The sequence below is a fragment of the Moraxella sp. FZLJ2109 genome, from assembly GCF_024296965.1.
In the GTDB taxonomy this organism is placed as follows: domain Bacteria; phylum Pseudomonadota; class Gammaproteobacteria; order Pseudomonadales; family Moraxellaceae; genus Moraxella.
Window position 1 is genome coordinate 1,066,705 of sequence record NZ_CP101112.1, and the last position, 21,500, is coordinate 1,088,204.

Here is a 21,500-nt window from a genome sequence, read left to right on the forward strand (position 1 = left end):
GGGTGCGGTTCAATCATCAGGCGGTGTTTTTGGTTATCTGTTACAACAGCGGACTGACCAAGCGCACTGCACCATCTAATACCGACAGATACCATTTGCGATTTTGCCAATCGGCAAGGGTGATGATTTGACACTCGGCTAAATAATGCGCCTGCAGGTCTTTGAGCTCATCGAGCATGGTTATGCCATCATTGCTGCGATAGATGGCAAGCATCACTTCCATATTGATATAAAAACTGCGCATATCCATATTGACCGTGCCAAACAGTGCATATTCATTATCAATCCAAATAATCTTACTGTGCAGCAAACCATCTTTATACAAGGCAATGCGAACCCCTGCTTGCAATAAAGCCAAAAAATACGCTTGGGATGCATATTTGACCAGTGTAGAATCTGACTTTTGGGGTATGATCAAGGTTACGGAAACACCGCGCTGCACAGCATTGGTCAAAGCCAGCATCAATGGTTCATCAGGTACGAAATATGGTGTGGTAATGATGACTTCTCGTCTGGCATGATATAGTGCAGTGATGATGGTGTCATAGACCAGTGTGCCTGACAGTCGTGGTGCAGATGGCAGTAGCTGCATGATGACATTATCTACCATGGGATAATCGAACATGGGCGATTGCTCAATGTTCTGCGCGGTATTGGTCAAGCCCTTTTTGGGTGTCGGCAGTTTTTTGGTGTATTTTTGGATGGTGGTTTTGAGCATGGATAAGCCATCTGCTTGCTCCGTGCCCAAATCTGATGCGATTACAGCACCGATGGCCTTAACCACACCCATATGATCATGGTGTGTAGTACGAATCATCACATCAATCCATTGTCCAATGCCGCTGTTTTGCTTGAAAAACCGCGGATCTACCAAATTAAAACTGCCTGTATAAGCGATGGTTTCATCGATATAAATCAGCTTTCGGTGGTTGCGAATATCGGCACGCGCGATGATGGTTTTGAATAAGCCTACAGGCAGCATCGGTGTCACGCTGATGTCTTCTGCCAGAAGTTTTTTATAAATATTACTGCGAAAAAATGCCGCACTGCCGACACTGTCAGCCAATAAGATACAGCGCACGCCGCGATGTTTGGCAGCGATCAGTGCTTCAAGAACTTCTAGAGTTTTGCCTTGTGGATGGACGATATAAAATTCCATCATCACCGTGCGTGTGGCGCGATGAATGTCGCTGATGAGTGCATCAAATATCGCGTCGGCATTGGCAAGCAAGGTTGCTTGATGATTGGCTTGTGCGCCAAAGCCTGTCTGAGTTTCACCCATTGCAGCAAGTGCGCGCCATTTCTTGCTAAGATGCTGCAAGCTATCATCTGAATGTAAGGTAATCTTTGCATTGTGAGCAAGATCAGCCAGTAGCTGCCTAGCGATGTGATGGCGTTTACTGTATTTTTGGCTGACATAGACTTGTCCAAAAATCAAATACAGCACCACGCCCAAAAATGGCATCAAGGCAAGCGTAGCAATCCATGCAATTGCCACGCCGTAATTTTTCTGTTTGACCAAAATATGCGCAACCAGCACAAGCACCAAGACAATGTGCAATATGGTCAAAAATTCAAACAAATAGTGCTGCCAATCAGCCATCACAATCACTCAAAATTAAATTAAAACCATTTTAGCATCATTAAGTAATCAATGGTATATAAAAGCTGATTTGAACAAATGCACAAAAAACACCACCTGAGCATTGCAGGTGGTGCTTGAGTGATTAAGCGGGGCGGCTATTATGGTGCATACGCCTGTAGTTCTGGGTTGATGTCGTTTTGGGCGACATTGTTGGCATAGTTGCACAGGGTCGCTAGTGCCACACCAAGCACCACATCTAGGATGTTTTGCTCACTATAACCTGCTGCTTTGACCGCTGCTAGTTCTTCATCAGACACTTTACCACGCTTATCAATCAGCTGCATGGTGAACTGTGCCAAGGCTTGATATTTGGCGTTGTCTTCGATGGTGGTGCGAGCACGCAGGGCGTTTAGCACATTTTCAGGCATTTTTAATTTAAGTGTACCGATTTTGGTATGACCTGCTACGCAGAAATCACAGCCGTTGTGCGCCGCTGCGGTGATTTGTACCACTTCGATTTCTTCAGGTGTTAGGCTAGTGCGGCTGTTGATTTTGCCCACTTCTTGATACATTTCAAGCGCTTGTGGTGAATTAGCAAGTACGCCAATCAGATTTGGGATAAAGCCATTGGCTTTTTGTACCATTTCCATGCGCTCTTTGGCTTGTTCTGGAGCGGTTTCTAGGGTGTTGACGGTTAGACGAGCCATCTTGTTTTCCTTATAAAAAGTTAAGTGAAAGATGGGCTTAGTATAGGGACGGTAATGGGCTTTTGCAAGGCGGCGTGGATAAATTTATCAGTGATGGCGGTTTTGTGCGCCACTTTATATGCATTATAAGGCAAATGTGCTAAAATAAGACATTATTTACCAGGAGATACACAGCATGATTGAATTTAAAGATGTGGCGGTGCGCCGAGAAGGGCGACTGCTATTTAGCGATGTCAATTTACAATTACACAAAGGGCAAAAAATCGGTCTGACAGGCAATAATGGCACGGGCAAATCCACCTTGTTTGCCACCATCTTGGGTGAATATGCCACCGACCTTGGGCAAGTGTCGATGCCGTCGTCATGGCAGATCGCTCATATGGCACAAGAGATTCACGCCACCGATATGCTTGCCATCGACTATGTACTGTCTGGCGATGCCGAATGGTGGCAGCTCAATGACAAAATCAGCCGCCAAGATACGCTGTCTGCCGACGAGATTGCGCCGATTTATCAGCGTTTTGAAGAGATTGATGGCTATCGCACCCGTGCTAAGGCGGCGATGATTTTATCAGGGCTTGGTTTTGGCGAAGCTGAGCATACCAAGGCGGTGGCGATGTTCTCAGGAGGCTGGCGGATGCGTCTAAACCTTGCTCGCACCTTGATGCACCGCGCTGATGTGCTACTGCTTGACGAGCCGACCAACCACTTGGATTTGGATGTGATTTTGTGGCTTGAAGAATGGCTACAAAAGTTCGATGAGCTTGTTTTGTTGATCAGTCATGACCAGGCATTTTTGGATGCCATTTGTGGGCATATTTTGCACATCGAACAGGGCAAAATCACTTTATATACAGGCAATTATAGCCAATTTGTCCGTACGCGCGCCGAAAGACTTGCCCATGAACAACAAGCCTACGAAAAACAACAAGCCGTGCGCGCACACCTAGAAGACTACATTCGCCGTTTTCGTGTCAAAGCGACCAAAGCCAAGCAAGCCCAAAGCCGTATCAAACAGCTTGACCGTATGACTGAGCTGAGCCCTGTGATGGCGGACAGTGCGTTTAGTTTTAAGTTTTATGAGCCATCACACATGGCATCCCCGCTGATCAGTCTAGATAATGCGACCATCGGTTATGATGGCGTGCCGATGATTTCTAAGGTAAACTTACAAATCACTCCAAGTGTCCGCATGGGTATCCTTGGGGCAAATGGTGCTGGCAAATCCACATTGATCAAAGCATTAGTCGGTGAGTTGCCACTGATTAGCGGTGTGCATAAGGTGTCAGAGACATTGAAGCTGGGCTATTTTAATCAGCATCAGATGGACAGCCTAGATGATGATGCCACGCCGATGGTGATGTTAAGACGCATTGCAGGGCAGACATCGGATGCGGATTTGCGGGCGTTTTTGGGCAGTTTTGATTTTCGGGGTGAGCGGATTGATACGGTCAGCCGACTGTTCTCGGGCGGTGAGCGAGCACGGTTGATGCTGGCATTATTGGTGTGGCAACGACCCAATGTCTTGGTGCTCGATGAGCCGACCAACCATCTGGATTTGCAGATGCGAAATGCACTGATGCTTGCACTGCAAGACTTTGCGGGCGCATTGATTTTGGTGTCGCATGATCGTGATTTGATCCTATCGGTGTGTGATGAGCTGTGGCTTGTGGCAGATGGTCGCTGCACTGAGTTTGTCGGTGATATGAGCGACTATGCAGAACATCTCAAAAAAGCTCGTCAAGAGCGACAGCTTGCCCACAAAGAACAAAAAGAAGTCGCTAAACCCGAGTGCGTCACACCACAAGCACAGACCCCTGCCAATGATGGGCTGAGTAAAGAAGAGCGACGCAAAAAAAATGCCCAAATCCGTGAGCAGACCGCACCCCTGCGTAAGCAGATTGCCAAGCTGGAAAGCGAACTTGAGATGCTAGGTAGCAGACTTGATGTCATCGAAAATGATCTGTCTGACAGCGGTCTGTATGATGATGCCAATAAGGCTAAATTATTAGAAAAACTGAACGAACAAAGTAAGCTTAAAGATGAGATTGAGACGGCAGAAGAAGCGCTTTTGATGGCGAAGGATGAGCTTGAGACGCTTGAGAGTGAATTGGCATGATGGCATGGCGGTATAGTGGTGTGATTTTGATTTCTTCTTTTTAAACTGGCAACACAATGAGCAAATCTTCTGGCGATTTTATTGATTATTATCAACTACTTCGCATTGCGATGACTGCCGATATCGCCACCATCAAGCACGCCTATCGCACACAAATCGCTCATCATCACCCTGACCGCGCGGCGGATGGCGATGCGCAGATGGCGCGCTTGTTGAACACCGCTTATGCCACGCTCAAAGATGCTGATATGCGACAACGCTATGATGAGCGATGGCTTGAGTATCGCAATAGGCAGTGGCTACTTGCCAAAAAACAGCAGGTAGCAGATACGGTGGGTGCATTTGCCAAACAGCAAGCCGATAAGCTTGGCAAAGTCGTCAAATCCAAAGTGCCCACATCTGTACAAGATAATATCGCAAGCGGTGCAGGGCGTATCGCAGGGCAAGCCATCAAGCACGCCAAGCGACTGTGGCGACAGCTTAATCATACAAGCGAGCTACCCATTTGTCAGATTAGCCTACAGCTGGCCTATCATGGCGGTGAAGTGACCTTTACCGTAAACCATCAGACATGGCAGACGACGCTACCTAAAGGGCTGACCACAGGCGATACCATTCATCTGACTCGTGGCGCTGACACAGTCACGGTGCAGATTGCCATCAGCGAGCCCAATGTTATCGTGCGTGGGCTGGATGTCTATTATACGGTCGCCTTGAGCCGTCGTGACATCGATGCAGGGGTGCAGGTGCTCTTGCCACCGCCACTTTCGCTACAGCTTGGCGTGCCTGCCCATGCACATTATCCGACCAGTGTTCGCCTAAGCGGTCGGGGCTTGCCAAGTAGCGATGGTGCAGGTGATTTGGTGGTGGTCTTTGAAGTACAAGGCTAGGCGTGCGTGATACTGTATAAAATTTAGCCAAACAAATCATTCTGCCCTAGAAAAATCACCCCATCGCCACCATCAACAACCCACCGCATAATTTTCCACTGATCCAGAGATACCCATGCCGACACACTTTCACCCACCATTATGGCTAAAAAATCCGCACCTACAGACGATTTTGCCGAAGTTTTTGGTCAAATTTGAGCCAAATTACACACGCACCCTAATCAAAGATTCGCTCAACCAAAGCGATGTGGCGTTTGATTATCTTTTGACCGACGAAACCATCGGCGATGATGGTAAATATCACACGCCACTGGTGGTGCTGTTTCATGGCATGGAAGGCTCAAGCGGCAGCCATTATGCACGCACACTGGCGCGTCATGTGCAGGCGGCGGGTTTGCACTTTGTCGTGGCGCATTTTCGCTCATGCGGCGGCGTGCCTGTGGCGGGGGAGGTTTTTTATAATGCAGGTGATACGGCAGAGATTCATCATAATTTAGCCAATCTTGCCAATGAATTTGCCCACATCTATGCGGTCGGCGTGTCATTGGGCGGTAATGCCCTTGCTAAATATATGGGTGAATATGGCGATGATGCCATCTGCACAAAAGCCGTCGTCGTCTCTGCGCCTGTGGATTTGTCATCATCAGCAATCGCAATGGAACGCTTTATCAGTAAACGCGTCTATACGCCATATCTGCTCAATCCGATTGTCAAAAAAGCCCTAGAAAACCGCCTAACGCCCGATGAGATTACCGCGCTTAAGGCTGCCAAGCGTATGGGGGATTTTGATGATATTTTCACCGCGCCACGCCACGGTTTTCGCTCAAAAAATGACTACTACCGCCAGGCATCTGCCTTACCATATTTGCATAAGATTACTAAGCCTACCTTATTAATCACCGCACAAGATGATCCGTTTTTGGGCTTGATGGCGACCACAGGCGATGTCTCAGATATGGTGACGGTACTTGACACCAAATATGGCGGACACATTGGCTTTTTGGATTATGATTATCGCGCGCGTAAGTTTGACTTAGGCTTTGTGCCGCGCACTGCGCTTGGCTTTTTTGACATTAATCCAGTAAATCACGCGGCGGCTTAAGATGAGAATATTATTTTTGGCGGCCATTGCCATCTTGTTTCAGCTATGCACTTATGCGGTGGGCTTGGGGCTACAGTGGCTTGTGCGTCCGTGGGCGAGTGCGTGGCTGTCTAAGGGCGTGATGATTGGGCTGTTTGTCATCAGTAATGCGTTTTTGATTAGCCTGTTGATGGGGGCGTTTCGTCATGGTATGAGTTATTTGGTGGTGCTGTGGCTTGCGGTCTTGGCGATGGTGGTGACTTTATTGGCAGGCTTTGTGCTGAATAAAATGAGCATCCATGCCGAGCTTGGGCTGCGTACTTTTGCGGTGGCAAGTTTTGTGGGGCTGATTGGTCTTGGGCTTTATAATGTCTATGTGCCGACCACACGCTATTTGAGCATCAGCATTGATAAGCCGATGCCTGCGCCTGTCAAGCTTGCGATAGTCAGTGATTTGCATTTGGGCAAACTCATTGGCATCTCGCACTTAGATCATCTTGCCAAGACCTTGCGCGATGAGCAGGTGGATCTGCTACTGATTCCCGGTGATGTCATGGATGATGACACGGTGGTGTATGATGAACAAGGCATGGCAAGCCATTTTCAAAATGTCGTCAAAGCCACCAAATATGGCGCGGTGGCAAGCCTTGGCAATCACGATTTGTATCGCCGTCAAGCCGAAGCGGACATCGTGCGTGCGATCACGGCATCAGGCACGGTACTGCTTGATGATGCAACCACGAGCATCAATGTCACCAAAGATGGTAAAACCACCACGCTGTCATTGGTTGGGCGGATGGATGATCATTATGCCGATCGCTTGCCAACGAGCGAACTTGTCGCACAAATCGACAGCAGCCAGCCAGTGATTTTACTTGATCATCGCCCAAGTCAGATTGATGATAACAGCAAATTGCCTATTGATTTGCAAGTCTCGGGACATACGCATAATGGGCAAATTTTCCCTGCCAATTTCATCGTGGCGATGATGAATCGTATCGGCTATGGCTACGAACAAGTGGGCAATATGCACACGGTGGTCTCATCAGGCTATGGACTGTGGGGCGTGCCGCTGCGTCTTGGGTCGCAGTCTGAAGTGTGGATCATCGACTTATCAGGTCAAAAATAACGCTGGCAGTCGCTGGGTATTTTTTGGCATGATGGCCCTAAATGAACATAAGGAGTGTGTGATGCAGATGGCATTTGATGCAGTAGATGGCTATGGTTTGGTAGGGCGGTTTTATGAGCATCAAGGCGATGTCAAGCCTTATCCTGTGCTGATTGCACCAGCGACCGGGATTACCCAAGGGTTTTATAAAAAATTCATCGAATATCTGACCGCGCAAGGCTATGATGTGATGAGCTTTGATTTTCGGGGAATTGGTGCGTCGTTACACGGTAGGCTCAAAGACAGCACCGCTAGCATCTCTGATTGGGGTGTGTATGATTTGCCAGCGGCGATCGATGCGCTGCTTGCCAAGACAGGTGCCAAGCGGCTGATATTGATTGGGCATAGTGCAGGCGCACAGCTGCTTGGTGTGGCGCATAATCATCATCGTGTGGCCAAGCTCATCAGCATCGCAGGCTCGACAGGCCATGTGCCGCAGCTTAGCGGTCGTACTCGGCTGTTGGCGCCGGTGATGTTCGATGTGATCTTTCGCATATCATCGCTGACGCTTGGCTATGGTGCGACCAAGTTCATCGGCATGGGGGAGAATCTGCCCAAGCAAGTCGCTCGGCAGTGGCGTGAATTTTGTCAATCCGGTCAATACATCAAATCCGCCATCGGCAAAAGCATCCGTGATGATTATCACGATCAGATCAGCTGTGCGATGGCGGCGTTTTATGCCAGTGATGATGAGATCGCTACCGAGGCCAATGTCCGCGATTTATTTGCCTTGTACCCGCAGGCGATGATCAGCTATCATCGGCTGGAGCCTGCAGCATTTGGCCTGAGTGACATCGGACACATGAAGCTGTTTCGGCCCTCGCATCGGGTGCTGTGGGACTTGGTGCTTGATGCGATGAATGATGTGCAGTAATGGCATGATAGTCAGCGCCTGTGTGATTTTATCTTTACATTTTATAAAATCTAGTTAGAATGAATGGGCGTATTGTGATGGTACGCCTATTTTTATTGGCTATTTTCAAAACCCGGTTGAAACCCCAACTCCATCCATCCTAACACAATCTCTGATTCTTGCAAAACTTGGTGGAAAATAAATCACTTAAAATTTCTGATTCTTGCAAAATCTGGTGGAAAGTATCGGATGTGAGCATTGATTATATTCGCATGGGTTGTTTTTAATCAAGCTGTTTTACTTAACATATTTTATTTTCTTGGATAAAAACAAACCCAGTGCTTTGTTCAAGCCCTGGGTTTGTTTTAAGCATGTATCGCTCTTGATGAGTCTTGCTCAATCTTCTTGATCGGTTATTTTCTCCTGACGTCCCTTTTTGGGTTTATCTGAGTCTTTGTGTCCATACAAAGCTCTAGCTCTAATCATCTCAAAGCTATATCCTCTACCCAAACGATTGGCAAGCTTAATTAAGCCGTTGACACACTCTGTGTAGCCATTACTGGCTTTGTTTATACCATCCCAATAGTTAAAGATCTGGACAAAATGCCGTTTGATGATCTGCTTCAATTTGCAAAACCCAGGTAGGTGTATGCCTGTTGCTTGTTCATCAATACTATCCATCCAGTCTAAAAATGCCAGTATTGCCAAATTTTTATCTGCAGCCTCATAAATATTGAAGAACTTCTCTTTTAAAAAATAAGCAATCACAAGCTTGGGATGCTCGTTGGCAAGCTCTTGTAGGATTTTAATATCCTTGGATTGTAACTGGTCTAACCGCTTACACAACAGCCATCTCAGGTGCTTTTTCAGTTGCTTACGCCCCTTTTTATCCAATGCTTTTTGGTAGTCTTTTCTAATCCTCTCCACGACTTCATTGGCAAGCTTGACCACATGAAATCTATCTAGGACTAACGCAGCATTGGGCAAGCATTTTGTACAAACATTCTCAAAAGGCTTCCACATATCAGAACAGACAATCTGAATGTTATCTTTGTCTTTTAGGGTGTTAAAGTAACTCTCAAGATACGGCTGCTTTCTGGTTGGTAGGATGTCAAATACGGTATGCTGATCAAGATCTGTCAGTACACAGCGATATTCACCAGCAATCATCACCTCATCAATACCCAAAATACTTGGTGTGGGTCTTAAATAGCCTTGTTCTAGAGCGTTTAGATGGTCTTGTGCAATGTGACGGATGCTATTTATGGACAGCCCAGTTTGCCTTGATAATTCGCTAAAAGTCAGCTGAAAACAACGGCTTTGTATGTACTGTATGAGCCTGCTTGTGCATCGGCGATTCTCATCAACACAATCAATGCGGTCGCTCAGCACTTGTTTGCATATTTTGCAGCGATAACGATGTACGCTAATTTGCAAAGTGGTAGGTTTCATGTACAGTGGTGTATCGGCATAGCGGTGGTTGCGCTGACCATGTTTATATAGGTCGCCGCCACACTGAGTGCATGTTGTTAATTGCTGTGTTGTCTTAGCAATAATAACAATCGTCTCATCATCGTTTTGGCAATCAACAGTAACTATGCCATTGAGATTTAGTAAGTCTATCATGCTTAATTTTCCATGAATTAATCTTGAATAAAAAAATTTTTACAAAAAAACTAAATCAAAGGATAATAAAGCGCCATACAGGGCTTGACAAGTCAAACACTGTTTGGGATAATGAGACTGTCCGCTAGACAATCTCATTATAAAAGCGCTACCAACTGCAATTGGTGGCGTTTTTGCTTTTTTATCCTTGCATATGCTTATGGCCAATGCATGAACATCTCCTTTTTGTATTAAAAAGATTAAATAATACGAATTTAAACAAATATCATATTCCACCAATATCATCAAAGTCAAGACGATTTTTTAAAAAATAAACTATTAAGATTATTTAACTGTAAATCTCTACATGTTATTGGCAATTTTTTCGATTTCAACTGTAAATCTCTACTGGTTTCAATAAGTTAAAGGCAGTACTGTAAAGATATTTAAACTTATATTGCTGAATTATTATTCAATGAATTTATACCAAAAAAACTTTATTAAACATATTTATTCAAGGTATATTAGATAAAGTTATTCGGAAAACTATAATAATTATCTAACAAATCATATCTGGAAACCACCGACACCAAATCAAAAAATCGTACGCTAGACCAAGCGTATCAGGGCAAGCCAGTGCTAACACCAAATTCAGAAATGACCCAAAGCAACCAGCAAAATATCAAAAACATAAGAACATCAAACAGACATCAGGCGATAAAAAACCACCATCAAAAAAAGATGGTGGCAGGATTGGGGATTGGTTGGGTTTATGTCTTAGCACAAACTACAGACCTTTGCTTTGCCAGTGTATGGGTGCGACATGTACTTTATGCTGGCACGTATGAGTATGTCTGTCATCGGCCATTGCATTAACTAGAATGTGGTATCCATCAGGGTGATGAGAGTTTAAAGTGGGCGGGTGTGCGCAGTGCGCCACTGAGATGGTTTAGATTGGTGGTGTGCCGTGTGCATCCTAGTGTACTGGGTCTATTGCACCACAACCAATGCCTTGTAAGGCTGCGTTGTTATGCATTATAATGTAAGTTGTTTTAATAAACCTATGTGTGGATTGCGCTGTTGTAAAGCCGTTTTTATGAGTTTTGTTGATTTTCTTCCAAAAAAATCAGCCATTCTCTACCTATTGTTTTAATCTGTTTTTGATACTGACCAAGCCCTATTAAGGCTTCATGCCTTTGCCAAATTACACAGCCTGATAAATCATCAGCAATAATATAAAAATTAAAGTTATAACAATTAGATAGAACATCCATTAAATCATCCGGATTGGAAAAGTGCAATATTTCATTATATTCCGAGGGCTCAAATAAAAAATATACTGGTTGACTAAAGGTGAGCCTTTCTAAAAAAAACGACCTGTTTTTGGAAATATAGGGTAGATGCACACCTATATGAGCATCAACCACATATTTCCACAGCTCATCCAAAAGATTTGCTCTTTTAAAAAATTTATTTAATATCAACTCAAAAAGATTTTTTTTATTCTCAGATGATAGCATTGAATATTGAGATATATTTTGCTCTAATAACACCTCAAAAAAATCTTCAACAAAATAAGGTTTATTACTCATAAATTACCTTCCTCTATTTACATCAACTTTATCTACAAAAATATGACCAACTGTATTGTTTTTTCCCGGAGTTTGCCACCCGATATGTGGAGAACCTGGAGTTCCTTGTGTGGTATGCCCTGCATCTATACTCACTTCAGCACCCCTATTTTTTCCTGATAAAACTCGATATTCTACTGGAAAGCTTTTACCATTTTTATCTTTTGCCCATTTTGTAACAGAAAACTCAGAGCGATTAACTCCTGTTTTTTGAAATGCCAAATCTAAAGCATCTTTTTGGGTTTTGCCTGTATTCCTAAAATCAATATCCACTCCATGTTTGAAAATATATCCATTTTTAAAAGCAGGGTCTGAATCTCTTTGACTGTGGTTAATGGGTTTGCTAGAATTGACATTCTTGCCACCATTACTAGCAACCGTGCCAGCACGCCCACTTCCAAATCTTCCGTTATCATGCACCATCCAACCAAATTGATTAGCCATTGAAGTATTTGGATTACTTCGAGCAATATTTGACCAAATGGATTCAGCCTCCTTATTTTCTTGCTCTATGTGTATCCAGTAGCCTGCGCCGCCTAATCTGTTGGGGTGAATTTGTGTTAATGTTTCATCAAGTGAGAAGTATTGTTGACGTAGCATTTCACATTGTGAGGCATTGTAGTTGGTAATGCAAACATTTTCAAGACTTGCTTGTTGTTTATCTGAAAGGGTCAGATACTTTTGAATAACTGTATTTTTACAAGTTTCATTAGTGCATTTAGCCAATTCACTTTCCCAGGAGGCAATTTGACTATGAAGTAGGTAATTCCACTGCGTCTGCCCAGCATTATTGGCAGTACTTGCAGTATCACCACCAATAGAAGCGCCAATACCTGCTGATAAGGCAAGCAAAGCAGAGTGTCGTGCTGTTTCATCAAAACCCTGTTCTTTTAGATACTCATCAATCTTTGGAATGGCGTAAGCAGTTGTACCTGCTGATGCCGCACCTTCGATAGTACCCGTGCCTATTGCACCCACAGCTGTATGTAAAGCCACACGGTAAATACCACCTTCGCCCCATTTGGCCGCTTCATCTAAGATTTGATTAATCTGTTCATCACTAAGATTTTCAGCATCATCAAGTTTAGAGAGTATGACAGCTTCTTGATAGCCGCTAAACTCCGCCACTCTTTGTGGAGCCTCTTTACCAAACTCAGTCGTAATATTCACCTGAGCCCCAAGCTCTGTTAACACTTGCTCTTTGTTAAAATCATTGGTGATGATTTCATTAAGCTCATGTTGAACTTCTTCTTGTTTGAAGCTCTCTGTGTTGATATGGCTAAGTCCAGCTTGGTCAGTGATGGCAGTGTGGGTGGTGGAAGTTTTATTGACTGGGTCTATTTTACCATAACCAATGCCTTGTAGGGCAGGTTTTGCTTTGCCATTTGGATTGCTGGTGTCTGCACCAATACCAATGCCAACACTGATGGCATCACCTTCATAATTTAGGTGATTTTGTATATCTTGGGTTTGGATACCTTGGGCAAACTGGGTTTGGTTTTTACCTGCATCGGTGATGAGATAGCCACCGGTGAACTTACCTTGCCCTTGTACAGACAGGGTAGATTGATTGGCTTTGATGCCTGATTGATGGGTGACTTGCGCATAATCGGCATCTACATCGGTTTTGCCACCATTGATGCTAAAGCTTTGGGGTTTGCCATCAAAGCCAACATCGGCACTAAATCCTGCTTGTTTTTGATCATGAGTGTATTGATAGGCGTCTTGACGGCTTTTGACAAGCAAATCACCGCCAACTGTACCAGTTAGGTGCTTGGTATTTAAATTAGCACCATCTAGGGTGAAATCACCACCAATGTCATTGACGGTTGTACCGCCGACAGTGACTTGGGTATTGGTGTGGGTGGTGGTAGTCTCACTGCTACTGCCTTTTGCTTTGTTGGCATTGACGGTAAAGCCTTGATTGGATTGACCGCTACCTATCTGAGAGCTGGCATAGACACCCGCACCCCAGCCTTTGCTGCTGTTTTGACTGTCTTGGGTGTCAGTTTGTGTTGAGGCTTGGTAGAGGACATCGCCTTCTACCGATTGGTAGAAGTTATTACCTACTGTGAGGTTGCTACCTGTGACGGTCAAATCTGAATCCGCACCTTTGCCTTTGAGGTTGACGATCAAATTATTTTGAGCCAAAAGGTTGGCAGCATCATTAGTTTCTTGATGGCTTGTGGTTTGGCTCTTGGTGCTTTGTGAGCCAATAGTGGCTTGAACTCGGATGGAGCCAAGGTTGCCACCCTTTAGGTCTTTGGCGAGCGTACGCACTTTAGAAGCTGCCGCTAAAGTACCAGCCAATTTAGCTTTGCGAGAGTCGGTGTCATTAACAGACTCTTTTAGGGTTTCTAGGCTTTGAACCTCGCTGACAAGACTGCTAGAGACGCTGGCAGTCACCCCTGTGGTTTTTTGGGCAAAGCGATGGCTATTATCACTGATGGCGTTTTGGCTTTGGATGGTGGCATCGGTTGCTTGGATATAGATATTGCCTGTATTGGTATCAGCACCATCTTTTTGGGCGATGACATCGCTATTGGTAATAACAAGGCTGTCATTACTTACTAGGCTAACATTACCTCCTGTAGTACCAATCAGCGAGCCTGTATAGGTGGTCTGCATGGCATCTGCTTGATTTTGGGTACGTTGCTTGCCCAATGTGACAGAAGTTGGCGAAGTGGCAAATAAGCCTTTTTTATCCACCTGTGAATATTCGTGCATACTTTGTGTATTAGTAGCACTAGCAATGGTCATATTACCACCCGAGGTCAGCAGAATATCTTTGTCGGCAAGTACATTGGTTGCCACAATCTGCATATCCCCACCTGATTTCATCAGCACAGTCTCACCATCCACCATGCTTTGAATACTGCTATTGCTATCCATCTGATAGGCAGTTTGGGTGGTCTTTTTGCTGACAAGTCCTTTGTCGGTGAATTTACTTGCAGTATCTAGGCTTTGGGTAGCACGGCCTTCAGTGATGCTGATATCGCCTGTGGCAATCAGTGCTGTGGTGCTGGTGGCATTTAGATGCGAGCCTTGGATGTTGATACCAGCTCCTTTGCCTGTTGTAGCTATCGTTAGATTGCCAGCACTGGTGATGGTTGAACCCACATCGGTGCTTTGGCTGTAGTTAAAGTAGTTATTCTCATCAGCAACAGCATTGATGTGATTGCTTGTGGTGAGGGTTGTGATGTTGATGCCGTTTTGGGCGGTGATTTGGGTATTACCGCCGCCATGGATATTGCTACCTTGGTTTAGGACATAGTTACCCGCTTGGACGCTAAGCGTGGTCAATGGGTTGCCATTGTCATCTGTTTGGTCTTTTAATCCATCGCCCACACGGATGGTGGCGATGCGTGTGATGGCGGTGTTGGATGAAGTGCTTTGCCCTTGTTTGTTGTGATGGGTAGTAGTTTGGCTTTGGCTGGTGATGTTATTGCCAGCACTTAGCGTCATGGCAGCATTGGCAGCAAGTGTTCCGCCTAAATTATTAATATCTTTGGCAGCAGTGATGGCAACAAACTCACCTTGGATACGATTGGTATTGGTGATGGTGTTGGCATCAATATTGACAGCGTTATGGGCAACAAGATTGCCATTGTTATCCAAATTGCCGGTCAGCTGTAAATCCATGTTTTTGGCGGAAATGGCACTATATCTACCATCAGGGGTGAGTGTGCCTGTCGCAATATTGGCAGAACGCAGATACAGCTTAGGCACTAAAGCATCTTGGGTTTTGGTGATGCTATTGCCATCTTTGTCTTTGGTGGTATAGGTAATGGACTGTTTAACCAGCCAAACGATGTCAGTGGTTAAGTTTGCCATCTGCTCGGCAGTTAAAGCTGTGCCAAGCGTGTAGCCGAAGGCTTTGGCTGCCGTGATGCCATTATCCATCAAGGTTTTATAGGCTTCTTCGTTACTGCTGTAATCGGTGTTGATGTGTCTGCCTGTCAGTAGATAGTACTGATCTTTAATACGCTGTTGTTCACCATAGCCATCAGATAGGCGTTTGTGGATGTGATTTGGGTCTGATTGTAATGCTTTTAGCATATAATCAGAGGATAGCCACTGCTTGTAATCGGTGAACGCAGGGTCGGTTTGAACCAGTGGCAGATTGGGGTCGTCAGCGTTGATGATGTATAAGGCTGAGCTTGGGATGGTCAGCTGTGATAAGTCGGCACTGATCACAGAGGCTTGTTTGGCATCAACGCTTTGGGACAATGCCTTGGTCAACTCTGATAAGATTGCTTCATCAACAGCTTGCCCTTGTTCTTTGTCAGCAAGTAGCTTTGATAGCTGTTGCTGGGCATCAAGGGATAAGGCAGCTTGATTGGCTTTTAGGGCAGCAAGCACCGTCTCCACATCACCACTGGCTAGAGCTGATTGGTCAATTGTCATGACCGATGGGGTTTTGTTGATGGTGGCGTTTAAGATGGGGAGCTCATACGTCGCTAGTGGTGCAAAGGATTGTGTAAATGCACCACTACCAATATCCACACGCTTGTGTCTGCGACCTCCCAAACCTGATGGTTCAACCGTACGACTGACATATCGACCATTTTCAGTGACTTTGGTTTTTTCACCATACAAGCCATTGTCAGGTGTTTGAATGACAGTATCACCAATCACTGCAAAGCCTGCGCCTGCATTCATTTGGCTTTTATCATTAATCAGGGTATCGCCATGTATGACAAGATTTTGTCCTGCGACCATACGAGCAGGGTCAGAGGTGAGTGTCTTGTCTTCATAGACAACAAAGTCCACGGTGATTTCGTCAATCTCCTCGCCAACACGCTGGTAGCTTCCGTTTGCTTGCTTAACGTATAAAGCGCCAGTCGGCGCGCCTTTACGGCTGGTTGGTCCTAAATACGCTTCATCGGTGGTATAAATGTTTAGGGCTAAATCAACATCGCTTTTATTTTGGTTAAATTGGCGGTTATACTCCCTGATAGCCAGCTCTAACGCTTCAATGGCAGCGGCATTATCCTCTTCCCATTTTAACAAAGGACCCATGACTTTGGTGTAATTCGCCAACTCTTTGTTGTACTGGGTACACGCTTGATTGTTTGTACCTGCCAACGCACAACTTTCAGCGGTTTCATTCTCTGGTAGATCAGGCTCATCCAATAAATCCTTGGCTTTGATGTTTGGAATAGGCTCTTTGGGTGCATCAATCTTAAAGTATGACCAAATTGTAGAGTTATTGTCATAATTGACAATACACTCACTACCTTCAGGGCAGTCAAATAAACCCGCCATAGGCTTGTTACCCAAATCAGCAACATCAGTGCTTTTTATGACGGTTGGAGCACTTCCTGATTGCTCGCGATTGCGATAGAGTGTTTGTCCATAAACGGATTCTGCTTCCACCTTAACTGTATGCTTTTTAAAGTCAGCATTGGTGTTTAGCAAGGTTTTGGTGTCAACCTGCATCTGTCCTGCTGATTCAATCGTCGCACCTTTATTGACCACTGTCTGTGCTTTGCCTGTGGCATGATGATTGTCGTCTAGACTGCCGCCAATGTGCAGACTGCCAAGACTTGTGATTAAAGCTTGATTGTCGAAATCTTCGTTGAATTTGCCTGCTCTGTCAGGGTTAGGGTTATTGTTTAAGGTGTTAACACCAATGTCCAGACGCTGCCTTGCAGCAATCACAGGGGCGGTGTGATGGTCGTTTTCTTGATTGGTTTGTTGATCGGCAGCTTTTGCTGGCGTATTATTCAGCGTCTCAGCCTGTATCGCAAGCTGTGTGCCATAGATACGACCACCAGCCAAGTTGTTGATGGTGTTTGCGGCTTTAACGATAGTCGTATCACCATTAATTAAGCCTTGGTTTGTGATGTTTGTTTGGCTATGTAGCGTGGTGTTGCTACTTGTAATGGTGGCATCTTGGTGGTTGTGGATGCTGGCTGCTGTAAGCGTTAGGCTGTCTGTTGCCCCAAAGCTGTGCTGATTGCTAAAGCTACCTTGAGTGGTGAATGTCAGCGTATCAGCAGTTAAGGTATCATCACTGGTATGTGTATAATCCTTAGTTTGGCTAATCGTCAACTCTTTAGCGGTGATAACCCCACCATTTTGTAAAGACTCAGTATGGATATCTACGGTTTTAGCCGTCAGATTACCTGCTTGATTGCTCAAAACGCCTTGGGTGTTGTTAATGCGGATGTTTTGTGCAGCCAAGCTTGTGGCATTATGATGAGTGATATCCCCTTGAGAGTTATAGCTGATGCTGTCTGCTTCATTGTGTGAGTCAGTCAAATCAAGCGTGCCAGCAGTGGCACTAAAACGATTGCCCGCCAAGGCTTTGCCATGATGGCTGAGGCGTCCTTGGCTGTGTAGCGTTAAATCCGTACCTGCATACAGACCACCTGTCGCACGGTTGTTTAGTGCATCCTTAGCATGCATACTGGTTGCTTCTTGACTGCTGATGCTACCGCTATTGTTGATGGTATTAGCATCTACAGTTAAGGCTTTGGTGCTGATTTGTCCTGTATTATCCAACGTGTTGGCACTGATGGACAAAGCGCCTAGTGTGGCGATGGTGGGTGTGGCGATGGTGGCGGTTTGCGTATCGGCATTGGCATCAACATTGCTCTTGCCATTACCATTGCTATTGCCATTGGTGTTACTTAAATTGCCAGTTAATGTAATACGGCTTTGTGCTGTTTCATCAGTGGCAAATACGCTGCCTTGTTGGTTGTTAAACGCTTTGGCATCAATAGTAAAGCCGCTTGCTTGAATGATGCCTTGGTGGTTATTGATGTCCTCTTGAGTGCTTAAAGACTGATTGGCGGTGCTAAGTAGCTTGCCTTGATGGTTATTGATACTTTGAGCACTGATTGCTAAAGCATCTGCTTGAATGATGCCTTGGCTGTTATTAATATCTGTGGCCACCGTAAGACTTTGATTGCCAGTGCTAAGTAGCTTGCCTTGATGGTTGCCTAGATGCTGCGTACTCACAGTAAGCATACTGCCTGTATGAGTAATACTGCCTTGCTGGTTATTTAAAGCGGCTGTACCTGTATTGATGTCAAATACCTGGCTGTTACTGCTGATATTGCCTTGACTGTTGTCCAGACCTTGATTGAAGCTTAATGTCAGTGCCTGTGTACCGCTATGGCTGATATTGCCTTGATGGTTGATGAGTTTACTGCCATCGATCATTAGTTGTGTGGCGGACAATTGCCCTTGAGTGTTATTGAGCTGACCAGGTGTGCTGATATGTAGTGTATCAGCAGCAATGGCGGTAGCATTGGTGGTATTGACATCCGTTTGGCTATTTAGGTTGATATTCACCGCTTCACTATGGCTATCGCTTAAGTCAAGCATGTTACCTGTCATCACCATCGCTTGGGTGGCAATGTGTGTGCCTGTGCTGACTAGATTGCCTGTGCTTTGGATGCTAAGATTGGCAGGTTGTCCTAATTTGCCTGCACGGTCCATGCCAGCAATGATGCTACCGGCATGAGTGATGGTGTGGGCACTGATGGTGGTATCACCACCGCTGGCAATCAGTCCTGCTTGGGTGTTATCCAAGGTGCGTAAGGCAGTCAGTGTGGTGCTTTTACCCCCATAAACCTGACCGCTGTTTGTCAAATCTTGGCTATGGATGGCTAGGTGTTGATTGCCAAAGATATTGCCATCATGATTGCTTAATGCTGTCCCAACGCCCAATGTGGTATTAACTTGTGCAGAGATGACGCCTTTATCATTAGTTAACTTATCTTTGCTGGCAACAGATACATTGCCAGTACTCATGATCGTACCAGCCTGATTATTCACACCATCAGCACTGATGGTGGTATCACCACCACTTGTAATCACCCCTTGGGTATTATCAAGCACACCAACAGCAGATAACGCCACAGTACCAGTAGCAGATAATTGACCGCCCGTATTAATCATATCAGAACCACTGTCAATCACCATGCCATTTCTGGCAGTGATACTACCTTTGCTGTTGTCAAAGCGAGTTAATTGCCAGTTGATATCATCTAAGGCGATTTTACTGTCAGTATTGGCAAGGGTGTTGGTGTTTAGACTTTGTACATCAATCGATGCTTGCTTGGTGTTACTGGTTTGATTGGCACTGATACCAATATCACCTGTGGCGGTGATGAGTGCTTGACTACCCGTGTTGTGAATACTGCTCGTGGCAGTGATATGACCGTGAGCATTTGGGACGGGTTTGGTTTGAGTGTTTGCACCAGAGTCGCTTAAAGCAGGTGGCTGTGAGTCTGTTCCCACATTACCTGTACTGCCTGCTGTATTATCTGCCAGCTCACTGCTAATACTGCCAGCACTTTGATCGCTACTTGGGGTGGAAGGTGCAGGTACGGTAGTTTGCCCATACAGGCTTTGACCGATAACCGCTTTATCAGTGTTGATCAGTGTATCGGTGGTGATATCAAGCTTGCCTGTACCAGTTTGGATAAGCTGACCGGTGTTATCAAGTTTATCCGTATGAACTTGCAAAACACCGCCATAAATACTGCCAAGGTTTTCAATCGCTTCTTTGGCTGCAATCTTGGCAGTTTGGGTGCTGTGAATGATGCCTGTGTTATTAAGACTTGCGGTATGGATGGCAATATCAGCTTGTTCACTTAATAGCGTGCCGTCGTTTTGAGCAGTGTTATCATGGGTGCCAATGGTGACAGCATCTTTGGCTAGGATTTTACCGGTATTAACAAGATTGCCTTGACTGTCCAAGGTGAGTGTACCTGTGCCAAGTGGTTGTCCCTTGCCAGTTGCTGTGATAACCCCTTGGTTATTCACCCCAAAGCCTTTGTCTGTGCCAATCAGATGGATTTTACCTGCATACATCCCACCAAGATTTGAGATGTCCAATGCCAAGGTTGGCGTAGCGCCTTGTTGCTCCTTATTGGTGGTTTGATTGGCAGATGATGCACTGGTTTGTTTATTGATGGCAGTTAATTGTGTGAAATCGCCATCTTGAAGATGGACACTGTTTTCACCTAGAATAACATCAAGTTGTTTGCCCGCATAAATCTCATCATTGATTTGGGCGGTCTTGGCAATGAGTGCGGCATAATCGGTGCCTTGTAGGTTTAATTTGCCATGAGCGGCAATATGACCTGTGCCAACTTCATAACCTGTTACTTGCCCTTGATTAACTTGGCTGTTTGCTGCTGCCAGATGGACATTGCCGGCATTAATAAACCCAGCCCCATTGACCACCAAGCCTGATGGGTTTGCGATAATCACATCCGCCTTTTTACCTGCTACTTCAATAAAGCCATTCAAATGACTTGGGTTATTAGAATTAACTTGGTTTAAGATGGTAGAAGCTTCCCCACGAGCCATATAGGGGTTAGCTGCCACAAAGCCTGCGATTTGGGTGCCTACTGCTTTACGGTTGTTATTTAATACAGCGCCTGTACTACCCACATCAAACTGGCTGTAATGGTTATTGGATAAGCCACGAGCATTGGGCGTTGCAATATTAACAGACACAACACCACTTGCGGTATTTAATACAATCGGCTGTAAGGCTTTATTGGCGGATTTATCTGCAATGATGGTGGTGGGAGTGTTGGCATGGGCTGTCAAGCCTAGGCTAAGAAGAAGCGATAATGAAAGAGTTTTTAAGCCAAAGCCCAAACCCCATCCAGATGATGATGTTGTGCTACCACCCACGCTTGGGTTGTCAGATTTGCCTTGCGATCTTGTCTTTTCAGAAACCACCACAAGTCTTCCAAGACTTTTACTAAAGATCACACGATAACAAAAACGGTTCATGGCAAACCCCACCTTTTATTCCAAGTTTATATCCAATCTAACTCAATTTCATCCGCCAAATTGCCAATTTACAGCAACAAAGCAGAAAGATTA

Annotated in this window: 10 protein-coding genes; 5 read left to right on the plus strand and 5 right to left on the minus strand. The window is 45.2% G+C overall.

The features are described 5' to 3' along the window. Positions 1–40: 40 nt before the first annotated feature. Together cls and NKU06_RS04890 are read right to left on the minus strand one after the other, a co-directional pair. Positions 41–1,603, minus strand: coding sequence for a cardiolipin synthase (gene cls / locus NKU06_RS04885; protein WP_254729182.1), 1,563 nt, complete (start codon positions 1,601–1,603; stop codon positions 41–43). Between the two features lie 140 nt (positions 1,604–1,743). Then, positions 1,744–2,292, minus strand: coding sequence for a carboxymuconolactone decarboxylase family protein (locus NKU06_RS04890; protein ID WP_254729184.1), 549 nt, complete (start codon positions 2,290–2,292; stop codon positions 1,744–1,746). A 175-nt stretch (positions 2,293–2,467) separates the two neighbouring features. On the opposite strand from NKU06_RS04890, the gene NKU06_RS04895 reads away from it, so the two are divergent. The 5 genes from NKU06_RS04895 to NKU06_RS04915 all read left to right on the plus strand — a co-directional run bounded on the left by NKU06_RS04895 (position 2,468) and on the right by NKU06_RS04915 (position 8,424). Continuing rightward, complete coding sequence (locus tag NKU06_RS04895; protein ID WP_254729186.1) at positions 2,468–4,411, plus strand: ABC-F family ATP-binding cassette domain-containing protein; 1,944 nt, start codon at positions 2,468–2,470, stop codon at positions 4,409–4,411. A gap of 56 nt (positions 4,412–4,467) precedes the next feature. Beyond that, the gene (locus tag NKU06_RS04900) at positions 4,468–5,301 is read left to right on the plus strand and encodes a DnaJ domain-containing protein (RefSeq protein WP_254729188.1); all 834 of its coding nucleotides are present in this window, start codon (positions 4,468–4,470) and stop codon (positions 5,299–5,301) included. Positions 5,302–5,416: 115 nt separating this feature from the next. Continuing rightward, positions 5,417–6,403 (plus strand): YheT family hydrolase, encoded by a 987-nt coding sequence (locus NKU06_RS04905; RefSeq protein WP_254729189.1) that lies wholly within the window; start codon positions 5,417–5,419, stop codon positions 6,401–6,403. A gap of 1 nt (position 6,404) precedes the next feature. Next, positions 6,405–7,511, plus strand: coding sequence for a metallophosphoesterase (locus tag NKU06_RS04910; RefSeq protein WP_254729191.1), 1,107 nt, complete (start codon positions 6,405–6,407; stop codon positions 7,509–7,511). Positions 7,512–7,572: 61 nt separating this feature from the next. Next, a complete protein-coding gene (locus NKU06_RS04915) occupies positions 7,573–8,424 on the plus strand; it encodes an alpha/beta fold hydrolase (RefSeq protein WP_254729193.1) in 852 nt (283 codons plus the stop codon). Between the two features lie 375 nt (positions 8,425–8,799). Here the strand turns inward: NKU06_RS04915 and NKU06_RS04920 are convergent, their stop codons facing one another. From NKU06_RS04920 to NKU06_RS04930, 3 genes are all read right to left on the minus strand, one after another. Further along, positions 8,800–10,029, minus strand: coding sequence for an ISL3 family transposase (locus tag NKU06_RS04920; protein ID WP_254729194.1), 1,230 nt, complete (start codon positions 10,027–10,029; stop codon positions 8,800–8,802). 1,073 nt (positions 10,030–11,102) lie between these two features. Further along, on the minus strand, positions 11,103–11,600 hold the full coding sequence (locus NKU06_RS04925) for a hypothetical protein (protein WP_254729196.1): 498 nt from the start codon (positions 11,598–11,600) through the stop codon (positions 11,103–11,105). Between the two features lie 3 nt (positions 11,601–11,603). After that, positions 11,604–21,407: a hemagglutinin repeat-containing protein gene (locus NKU06_RS04930; protein ID WP_254729198.1), complete on the minus strand. Its 9,804-nt coding sequence runs from the start codon at positions 21,405–21,407 to the stop codon at positions 11,604–11,606. Positions 21,408–21,500: the final 93 nt, after the last annotated feature.

Coding starts and splice junctions, on each gene's coding strand:
- NKU06_RS04895 (WP_254729186.1), top strand. CDS start 2,468: ATGATTGAATTTAAAGATGTGGCGGTGCGCCGAGAAGGGCGACTGCTA.
- NKU06_RS04915 (WP_254729193.1), top strand. CDS start 7,573: ATGCAGATGGCATTTGATGCAGTAGATGGCTATGGTTTGGTAGGGCGG.
- NKU06_RS04925 (WP_254729196.1), bottom strand. CDS start 11,600: ATGAGTAATAAACCTTATTTTGTTGAAGATTTTTTTGAGGTGTTATTA.
- NKU06_RS04905 (WP_254729189.1), top strand. CDS start 5,417: ATGCCGACACACTTTCACCCACCATTATGGCTAAAAAATCCGCACCTA.
- NKU06_RS04920 (WP_254729194.1), bottom strand. CDS start 10,029: ATGATAGACTTACTAAATCTCAATGGCATAGTTACTGTTGATTGCCAA.
- NKU06_RS04900 (WP_254729188.1), top strand. CDS start 4,468: ATGAGCAAATCTTCTGGCGATTTTATTGATTATTATCAACTACTTCGC.
- cls (WP_254729182.1), bottom strand. CDS start 1,603: ATGGCTGATTGGCAGCACTATTTGTTTGAATTTTTGACCATATTGCAC.
- NKU06_RS04930 (WP_254729198.1), bottom strand. CDS start 21,407: ATGAACCGTTTTTGTTATCGTGTGATCTTTAGTAAAAGTCTTGGAAGA.
- NKU06_RS04890 (WP_254729184.1), bottom strand. CDS start 2,292: ATGGCTCGTCTAACCGTCAACACCCTAGAAACCGCTCCAGAACAAGCC.
- NKU06_RS04910 (WP_254729191.1), top strand. CDS start 6,405: ATGAGAATATTATTTTTGGCGGCCATTGCCATCTTGTTTCAGCTATGC.